Annotated in this window: 8 protein-coding genes and 1 riboswitch; of the genes, 7 read left to right on the top strand and 1 reads right to left on the bottom strand. The window is 36.8% G+C overall.

The window, feature by feature from the left end:
- Window positions 1-7 precede the first annotated feature (7 nt).
- From resB to C8K15_RS17180, 7 genes are all read left to right on the top strand, one after another.
- Window positions 8-1,666, top strand: a complete 1,659-nt coding sequence (gene resB / locus C8K15_RS17150) for a cytochrome c biogenesis protein ResB (RefSeq protein ID WP_108587642.1) — start codon at window positions 8-10, stop codon at window positions 1,664-1,666.
- Window positions 1,663-2,847 (top strand): c-type cytochrome biogenesis protein CcsB, encoded by a 1,185-nt coding sequence (gene ccsB / locus C8K15_RS17155; protein ID WP_108587643.1) that lies wholly within the window; start codon window positions 1,663-1,665, stop codon window positions 2,845-2,847. The genes resB and ccsB overlap by 4 nt, the downstream gene beginning before the upstream one ends.
- 93 nt (window positions 2,848-2,940) lie before the next feature.
- Window positions 2,941-3,657 (top strand): response regulator transcription factor, encoded by a 717-nt coding sequence (locus tag C8K15_RS17160; RefSeq protein ID WP_108587646.1) that lies wholly within the window; start codon window positions 2,941-2,943, stop codon window positions 3,655-3,657.
- Window positions 3,650-5,431, top strand: a complete 1,782-nt coding sequence (locus C8K15_RS17165; protein ID WP_108587648.1) for an ATP-binding protein — start codon at window positions 3,650-3,652, stop codon at window positions 5,429-5,431. The genes C8K15_RS17160 and C8K15_RS17165 overlap by 8 nt, the downstream gene beginning before the upstream one ends.
- A gap of 50 nt (window positions 5,432-5,481) precedes the next feature.
- Window positions 5,482-6,024 carry an RNA polymerase sigma factor SigX gene (sigX, locus tag C8K15_RS17170; RefSeq protein WP_108587650.1) on the top strand — a complete coding sequence of 181 codons (543 nt, stop codon included), beginning with the start codon at window positions 5,482-5,484 and terminating at the stop codon, window positions 6,022-6,024.
- Window positions 6,011-7,246, top strand: coding sequence for a hypothetical protein (locus C8K15_RS17175; RefSeq protein ID WP_108587651.1), 1,236 nt, complete (start codon window positions 6,011-6,013; stop codon window positions 7,244-7,246). Before sigX ends, C8K15_RS17175 begins: the two co-directional genes overlap by 14 nt.
- A 77-nt stretch (window positions 7,247-7,323) precedes the next feature.
- A riboswitch (FMN riboswitch) is annotated at window positions 7,324-7,456 on the top strand.
- Between the two features lie 155 nt (window positions 7,457-7,611).
- Window positions 7,612-8,190 (top strand): ECF transporter S component, encoded by a 579-nt coding sequence (locus tag C8K15_RS17180; RefSeq protein ID WP_108587653.1) that lies wholly within the window; start codon window positions 7,612-7,614, stop codon window positions 8,188-8,190.
- A 120-nt stretch (window positions 8,191-8,310) separates the two neighbouring features.
- Here C8K15_RS17180 and C8K15_RS17185 read toward each other — a convergent pair.
- On the bottom strand, window positions 8,311-8,796 hold a 486-nt coding region (locus tag C8K15_RS17185; protein ID WP_108587655.1), incomplete at its 5' end, for an IS3 family transposase.

The raw sequence follows: 8,796 nt of genomic DNA on the forward strand, positions 1-8,796 counted from the left end.
CAATCATATGAACAACATCATTTGTGCTTGTGGGCATGAAAATCCAGAAGGAACAGTGCTATGTGGAAACTGTGGTAGGCCCCTCACGAAAGAAGCAAAGAATCAAAAATTAGCGGACATGCGTTACGAAGGTACTGCTCGTCGTTCGCAAACGTATAACAAATCAATTATTGATAAAATTTGGAATTTTTTCTCGAGCGTGAAAATTGGAATAACAATTATTGTTGCGATATTAGTAGCTGCTGCAATCGGAACGATATTGCCTCAAGTATTATATGTTCCAGCTACTACAGAAGCAGACATTGCAGCTTATTATGAGCGAGTGTATGGTACATTCGGAAAAATCTACTATGAATTAGGTTTATCCGATTTATATGGTTCGTGGTGGTTCCAAACCTTGATTGGTATGCTTGGCATTTCACTAATTGTTGCAAGTTTAGATCGATTTATTCCATTGTATAAGTCCTTGAAAAAACAACGTACGAAAAGACATGAAAGCTTCATGAAACGTCAACGTCTTTATGCTCAAGGTGAAAATATCTTAGGTGAAAATTCTCTAGCGAAAAGCGAAGAAAAACTCAAAGAACTTCGCTATAAAGTAACGCGTGAAGATGGAGCATTATTAGCTGAAAAGGGACGTTTTGCAAGATGGGGCCCTTATGTTAATCATGTAGGACTGATTATTTTCTTGTTTGGTGTCATGTTACGTGCTTTACCTGGATTTTATGTGGATGAAACAATGTGGATCCGAGAAGGAGAAACACGTGCCATTCCAGAAGCACCTGGTTTCTACTTGGAAAGCAAAGAATTCATTTTAGAAACATACGACAAAGCTACAGAAGACGAAGTGTTTGGTGAGGCAATCGATCGAGTAGGAACCATTGCATCCAACTATCAAACAGATGTCGTGCTTTATAAAAAGCCTGAAGAAGCTTTACCAGGTCAGACGGATGATTTGAAAGAAGTAAAAAAAGAGTCTATTCAAGTTAATCATCCATTGAAATTTGAAGGCTATTCTGTTTTCCAAATGGATTTCCGTCTAGATGAGCTAAAAACGATGCACTTTAAATTATCAAATAAAGCGTCTGGAGAAACACTAGGTGATTTAGCAATAGACCTTGTTAATCCTGAAACGTCATATGATGTTGGAAAAGGGTCAAAAGTAGAATTACTAGGCTATTATCCTGATTTTTCTGGATTTGAAAATGGAGAGCCTCAAACAAAATCTCCAGTTCCAAACAATCCAGCTTTCTTAGTGAAAATGTTCACCCCTGAAACTCCCGAAGGTGAAACTAGTTTTGTAGCAATCAAACAAACTGTAGAGCCACTTGGAGACAATGAATTTAAACTTGAGTTCCAAAACGTTGATACTCGTGATGTTTCAGGATTAACGATTCGTAAAGATAAGACATTGTGGATTTTGGCATTAGGTGGCTTACTCTTTATGATTGGAGTTGCCCAAGGTTCTTACTTTAACCACCGTCGGATTTGGATTCACGAATCAACAGAAGGTCATTTAGTAGTAGCTGCCCATACCAACAAAAACTGGTTTGGAGTTAAAAAAGAGTTAGATCAAGTTACGGAAGCGGCACAGCTGCCACCTTACATTGATCAACACGATACAGAAGGTCAAGAGCTGAAAGAGGATGGTGAGAAATCGTCATGACATTAGTATCAATTAGTAGCAATTTATTGTTTGTTGCATTTGTTTGTTACTTAATCGCAACCATGTTTTTCGGTGGAGCAGTAAAAGTATCTGGTTCTAAAACTTCCGCATCTGAAAGAAGATGGGGGCGCATCGGAATCATCGTTACGATCGTTGGTTTTATTGCGAACTTAGCGTACTTTATTACTCGCTGGATAGCGGCGGGACATGCTCCCGTAAGTAATTTATTTGAATTTACAACGGCGTTTGGCATGATGGTTGTTGGGGCCTTTATCTTAATTTATTTCATCTACAAAACACCATTACTTGGGTTGTTTGCATTGCCAATTGCCATTATCATTATCGGCTTTGCTAGTATGTTCCCTCGTGATATCAATCCATTAATTCCAGCACTTAAGAGTTATTGGTTAACTGTACATGTAACTACTGCTGCTTTAGGTGAAGCGATTTTAGCAATAAGTGCGGTTGCAGGGTTGATTTATCTCTTGAAAAATGTAGATATTACAAAAAAAACAAAGCAACGTTTTTGGTTAGAAGCAGTAATGTTTACTCTTGTTCTCGTTTTAGGATTTGTAGCTTCAACTACAACATTTAGCGTAATGGATTACGAAGCAAAGTTTAATTATGTAGACAAAGAACAAAAAGAAAAAGAAATTATTTACAATACACCACCAATTTTCGGAATGAACGAATTTGAAGCTTTGACACCAGGAACTATGACCCCTCTTGCTGAAATGCCGTCTATTGTTAATGCTAAAAAATTAACAACGGTTACGTGGTCTTTACTTTTTGGTACTGTACTGTATGTTTTATTACGATTAATTACGCGAAAATCTATTTCAGCATTATTAAAACCTTTTGCTCAAAAAGCAAATTCGCAATTGATGGATGAAATAGGCTATCGTGCAGTTTCAATCGGTTTCCCAGTATTTACACTCGGAGCACTGATATTTGCCATGATTTGGGCACATGAAGCGTGGTCAAGATTCTGGGGATGGGATCCAAAAGAAGTTTGGGCTCTCATTACGTGGTTATTCTATGCAGCGTTCTTACATCTTCGTTTATCTCGAGGATGGCATGGTGAAAAATCTGCATGGTTAGCGGTAATTGGCTTTATCATAATTATGTTCAACTTAATTGCAGTTAACTTAATTATTGCCGGTTTACATTCATACGCATAATACACAAGCCTTTTCCTTCCGAGGGAAGGGCTTTTCTTTCAATTTAAGATATGTAATTGTACAATAATTGGTAAGACGGAAGGGGTAACCATAATGTCAGAACATATATCTGTATTAGTAGTAGATGACGAAGATCGTATTCGTAGATTATTAAAAATGTATTTAGAGCGCGAAGGATATGAAGTAGATGAGGCTGAGAATGGTGAAATAGCTTTAGAAATGGCACTGGAAAAAGATTATCATTGTATCTTACTAGATGTCATGATGCCTGAAAAAGACGGCTTAGAAGTTATTACGGAGCTTCGTGAACATAAAGCAACACCTATTATGTTGTTAACAGCTAAGGGTGAAGAAGCAAATCGTGTTGAAGGATTTGAATTAGGTGCCGATGATTACATCGTAAAACCGTTTAGTCCTCGCGAAGTTGTATTAAGAGTTAAAGCGGTATTGCGACGTTCAGTAACCATTTCACCGATTTCAACTTCATCGGTATCTAAGGACTTAGTTGTATTCCCCCATTTAATAATAGACCACGACGCCCACCGTGTAACTGCGGATGGGACAGAAGTGAATTTAACACCTAAAGAATATGAACTTCTTTACTTTTTAGCAAAAGCACCAGACAAAGTGTTTGATCGCGAACAATTGTTAAAAGAAGTATGGCACTATGATTTCTTTGGTGATTTGCGGACAGTAGATACTCACGTTAAACGATTACGTGAAAAATTAAATCGTGTATCCGAAAAAGCAGCTAAAATGATTGTGACTGTGTGGGGCGTAGGATATAAATTTGAGATTGTCAATGAATAGAATATGGAACAGCGTCGTCGGGAAGCTATGGGTAACCATACTGCTTCTCGTTTCGTTTGTATTGTTTATCATTACCATCTTAATGCTTGAGTTTTTAGGGAATTATCATATTGAACAAGCAGAGGCCTCGTTACGCAAAGAAGCGAATACAATTGCGCGAATAGTGAATGAACATGACCAGGTGGAATCAGCAATGTATATTATTTCTGATATTTTAGGACCTGAGACGAATGCGCTTATTGCAAAAGAACCTCGTGAAGTTTCATTAACATTACATGAAGGCCAAAATGAAGAAAAAATAAAAGAGCGCATCATGAATGATAGAAGCCTAGTAAAAGTTTTTGAATCTTCTCAACCTATTATTAAAGAAATGATTTTACCTTCCCTTGAAAATGATAATCAAATGGAGTCTTTTATTGTCTTAGCATCTCCATTAAATATTGAAAATGATTTACATGGCGCAGTATTTATCTACCAAAGTTTAGATGTCATTCATAAAACAACAAAAGAAACGACAAATATTGTGTTTTTATCAGCATTCATTGCATTTATGTTAACAACGTTTTTCGCTTTCTTCTTATCCACTCGAATTACTTCCCCTTTACGGAAAATGCGAGAAGCTGCTTTTGAATTGTCAAAAGGAAACTTTGATACAAAATTACCTGCTCTTCAAAATGATGAGATTGGTCAATTAGCTACAGCATTTAACCAAATGGGACGACAATTAAAACATCATTTAGAAGTAATTAATCAGGAAAAAGAGCAATTATCAAGCATACTAACATCAATGACAGACGCTGTTATTACCTTTAATCGAGACCATACAATTTTACTCAGCAACCCACAGGCTGAAAAATTGTTGCAAAAATGGTTTTTCCGAATTGGGACGAGTAAAGGCCAACCTATTCCCATTGAAATGGATCATATGCTCGACCATGTTCTTCATTTGGAAGAAGAAATAAATGAAGAGTTAGAAATGGAAGGGAGTTATTACGCCATTACCTTCAGCCCATTATATAGCGGAGATTCGATTCGCGGGGCAGTTGCGGTACTTCGAGATATGACAGAACAAAACCGGTTAGACCGATTACGTTCTGATTTTATCGCAAATGTATCTCATGAACTAAGAACTCCTATTGCGATGTTACAAGGCTATAGTGAAGCCATAATTGATGATGTCGTGTCTACAGATGAAGAACGAGATGAAATGATTAAAATCATTTATGAAGAATCAAAACGTATGGGGCGTTTAGTAACCGATTTACTTGATTTAGCTCGAATGGAATCAGGTCGTATGCGTCTATACAGAGAAAGTGTAACTATTGCTCAAGTTATTGAACGAATCACACAAAAATTTGCTCAAGTAGCTAGAGAATCAAATGTTGAATTAAAATTTAGTACAACAGTGACTCCAGAGCTAACTGTTGATATCGATGAAGATCGAATTGAACAAGTGTTGACTAATTTAATTGATAACGCAATTCGCCATACATCAAATGAAGGAAATGTTTCGGTTCGTGTCGAACAACACAATGCATTCGTTAAAATTAGCGTTGAAGACACAGGGTCAGGAATCCCAACTGAAGATTTACCTTTTGTATTTGAACGTTTTTATAAGGCTGATAAATCCAGAACAAGAGGTAAAGGTGGAACAGGTTTAGGTTTAGCAATTGCCAAAAATATGGTAGAAGCTCATGATGGTACGATTACAGTTAAAAGTGAAGAAACCGTTGGCACCATATTTACCTTTACGTTACCCATTAAAAATTTGTAACTTTATTGAAGACTAAAACGACTACTTTAAAGAACGGGAGGAGTTGTTAAATGAATGACTCCGTTTTTCACAGGCTTTATGACCAGTATCATCAAGATGTTTTTCAATTCTTGTTGTACATGGTGAAGAATAGACAAACAGCCGAAGATTTAATGCACGAAGTATATGTAAGAGTGTTAAAAGCTTTCAGCCGTTTCGAAGGCAAAAGTTCTGAAAAAACGTGGTTATTTTCAATTGCTAAAAATGTAGCAATTGATCATTTCCGAAAATCTTCGGTACGTAAACGACATTCATTTGACTTTTTTGATTGGGAAAAACAAGAATTAAGATCCACAGAAGCTCTTCCTGAAGAATTAGCTGAAATGAATGATGAAATGAAACAATTGTTAAACGCGTTAGAAGAATGTACAGGCGATCAAAAAATGGTTGTTATTATGCGATACTTCCAAGAATTATCAATCTCTGAGACAGCACAAGTTCTGGGATGGACGGAGGGTAAAGTCAAGACCACTCAACACCGAGCAATTAATAAACTTCGGGATCGCTTATCTGGGCATTCGGATAGGAGGAAAGTTCACGATGAGCAACAATAAATGGAGTGAACAAAAAATCGATCAGTTACTTAGCCAGGTGCCCAAACTTCAAGACACTCGTTCTAAAGACGAAGTATTGAAACGTTTACAGCAGGATCAAAGACTTTCAGAAGGTTCCAAAGTGAAACAGAAACGATGGATACCAGCAGCTGTAGCTATAGCTGCCTTGATTACATTAACATTTTTAGGTGCGACACTTATCAACAAGCCAAATAACTTTATGCAAAGTGCATTTGACAGTAATTCAGAAAGTGCTAAATCTACTGATATGGATGCCGTAACAAATGATGAAAATAAAACTTCCATGGAAGAAGAGGCAACAATTTTTGATAGTGCGTCAGAAAAAGCAACTCCTGAAAGTGAGATGTCTGTTGCAAAAGCTCCAGCTGAATCAAATTTAACAACTGTTAATTCAAGTGATGTAGAAAATCATACAGCTTTTCAAATTGGTCTAGTTTCTCAAGATGCACTTGTAATACCTGTTACTTTTTTAATACCTAACGATCAAATTCAACAGGATTTTGGGGGTCAGTCTCCAAATACGTTGCAATTATATGAGCAATATGCGGATGACATTGATGAAGAAGAACTCGGCTTTATTGATTATCACCCTTTTAAGGGGACTTTTGAAATTGATCAAGATCAACTAAATCATCAGTTACCTAAAGAACACGATTATGACTTATCAAGTACCGCTCTAGAGGTATATGATGAAGCACTTCAATACACATTTGAAGGCTATACTCAAGTAAATCATCAGAATGAGGATGGTAGTCAAGCTGAATTTAATCAAGTAGGTGAAAAAATACCTACAGTTCTATCTAATGGGTTATACAAAACGGCTGTTTACCCATACACAGATCCAACAGGTCAAGTCTACTTGGTGCCGAGTCTAAATGAATCGTACGACGATGTGTCTGAAGCAATGGATGCCTTAAACACGCCTCCAAATGATTTTTTTGCAAAGGCGATACCAAGGTCAGTTACTTATACAGTTGAAGAAATTAAAGGAATTGTCCACATCAGGTTTACTAAACCACTTGAGCTGAATTCATTTTCACAAGAACAATCATCTCAAATGATTGAAAGCTTTGTCTTAACTGGAGCTACTTTCGACGTCCAGGTTCAATTCGATAATGTTCTTGAAGAACAGTGGAACGATATTAATTTAACCCAACCAATTGAACAACCAATTGGACTAAATAAATTTAGTTGGCAATAAAAAGAATCATTTTGTAGGCTCAAGTAGTTTACAAATGATTCTTTTTTTCTTATAGTAGAGAATGTAAGTTAATAATGATTCATCTTCGGGGCAGGGTGAAATTCCCGATCGGCGGTAATGGAAGAACGTTTTCTTGAGCCCGCGAGCCGAAAGGCAGGATTTGGTGAAATTCCAAAGCCGACAGTATAGTCTGGATGGGAGAAGGTGAAGGTGCGGTCGTTTTTCGTTCTGTCATTTAACGAGACGCCTATTTAGGTGCGCCTTTTTACTCCCCTAAGCGATAACGGCTTAAGGGGTTTTTTAATGGAACTGGAACGAACAAACTTTTCTTCTTGTGGAGTGAATCGACAAAGGGAGAGAGTCATATGAAGAACAACAAATTGCGAATTATGATTGCAGTCGCGATGTTAAGTAGCATTTCATTTGTTTTAATGCTATTTAATTTTCCATTACCAGCATTACCAGCCTTTTTGAAAGTCGACTTTAGTGATGTACCGGCATTAATCGCTGCAATAACAATGGGTCCAATAGCTGGCATATTAGTCGCTCTTTTTAAAAATGTCTTGTACTGGATGTTCAGTGGAAGTCCAACTGGAGTACCGGTAGGAGAAATAGCGAATTTTGTTACGAGCATTCTATTTATGTTACCTGTTTATGCAATTTATCGTAAAATATCGACTACTAAAGGCTTAACTTTTGGGTTAATTGCGGGAGTTTTTGCAATGGCTATCGGAATGAGCGTCTTAAATTACGCAATATTTTTACCAATGTACACATACTTCTTGAATATGCCTGAAATTACAGGTACTGCTTTACGCAATACAATTTTATTAGGTATTCTGCCATTTAATTTAATCAAAGGTCTGTTGCTATCTGCCGTGATCATTTTATTGTTCAAAACAATGAAAACGTGGTTAGATAAACAACGAGCGATTTTCTCATAAATAGAATCATAGTTAATAATAGTAAATTTTTATAATTTCAAGCTAATAAGAAAAGACCTGAATCGCCTAATGAACTGAGCCCTTATTAACGGACAGTTTAATAAAAAGGCACCTTAAAATTCATGTTGCGATTAGATGACTTCGGTATTGTTCCGGAGTCATCTTTTTTAAGTTCCATTGTTTACGTGTTGTATTGTAATGTTCCATATATTCATCAACCATGACCTTAAGGTCAAACAAACTCAGGGCGTCCTTATTATCTACATCATCCTTAAAATGTCCAAAGAATGACTCCATAGGGGCATTGTCTAGACAATTACCACGACGTGACATAGATTGAACTAGACCCATTTCCTTCACGATTTCTTGATAATCTGGGTGTGTATAATGGAACCCTTGATCCGAGTGGATTATAGCTTCAGGATGAATGTTTCCTCCTAATGATTCTTCTAATTTAGCTAGAGTACGGTAAACAATTTTCATACTTAAACTAGTTGAAAGCTCATATGCGAGTATCTCCCGTGTGGCAACGTCTTTTACACATGATAAATAGGCTGTTTGACCACCTCCATAGGGAAGGTATGTGATGTCAGTCAGAAGTACTTT

The organism is Paenisporosarcina sp. OV554, from assembly GCF_003058165.1.
GTDB lineage: Bacteria > Bacillota > Bacilli > Bacillales_A > Planococcaceae > Paenisporosarcina.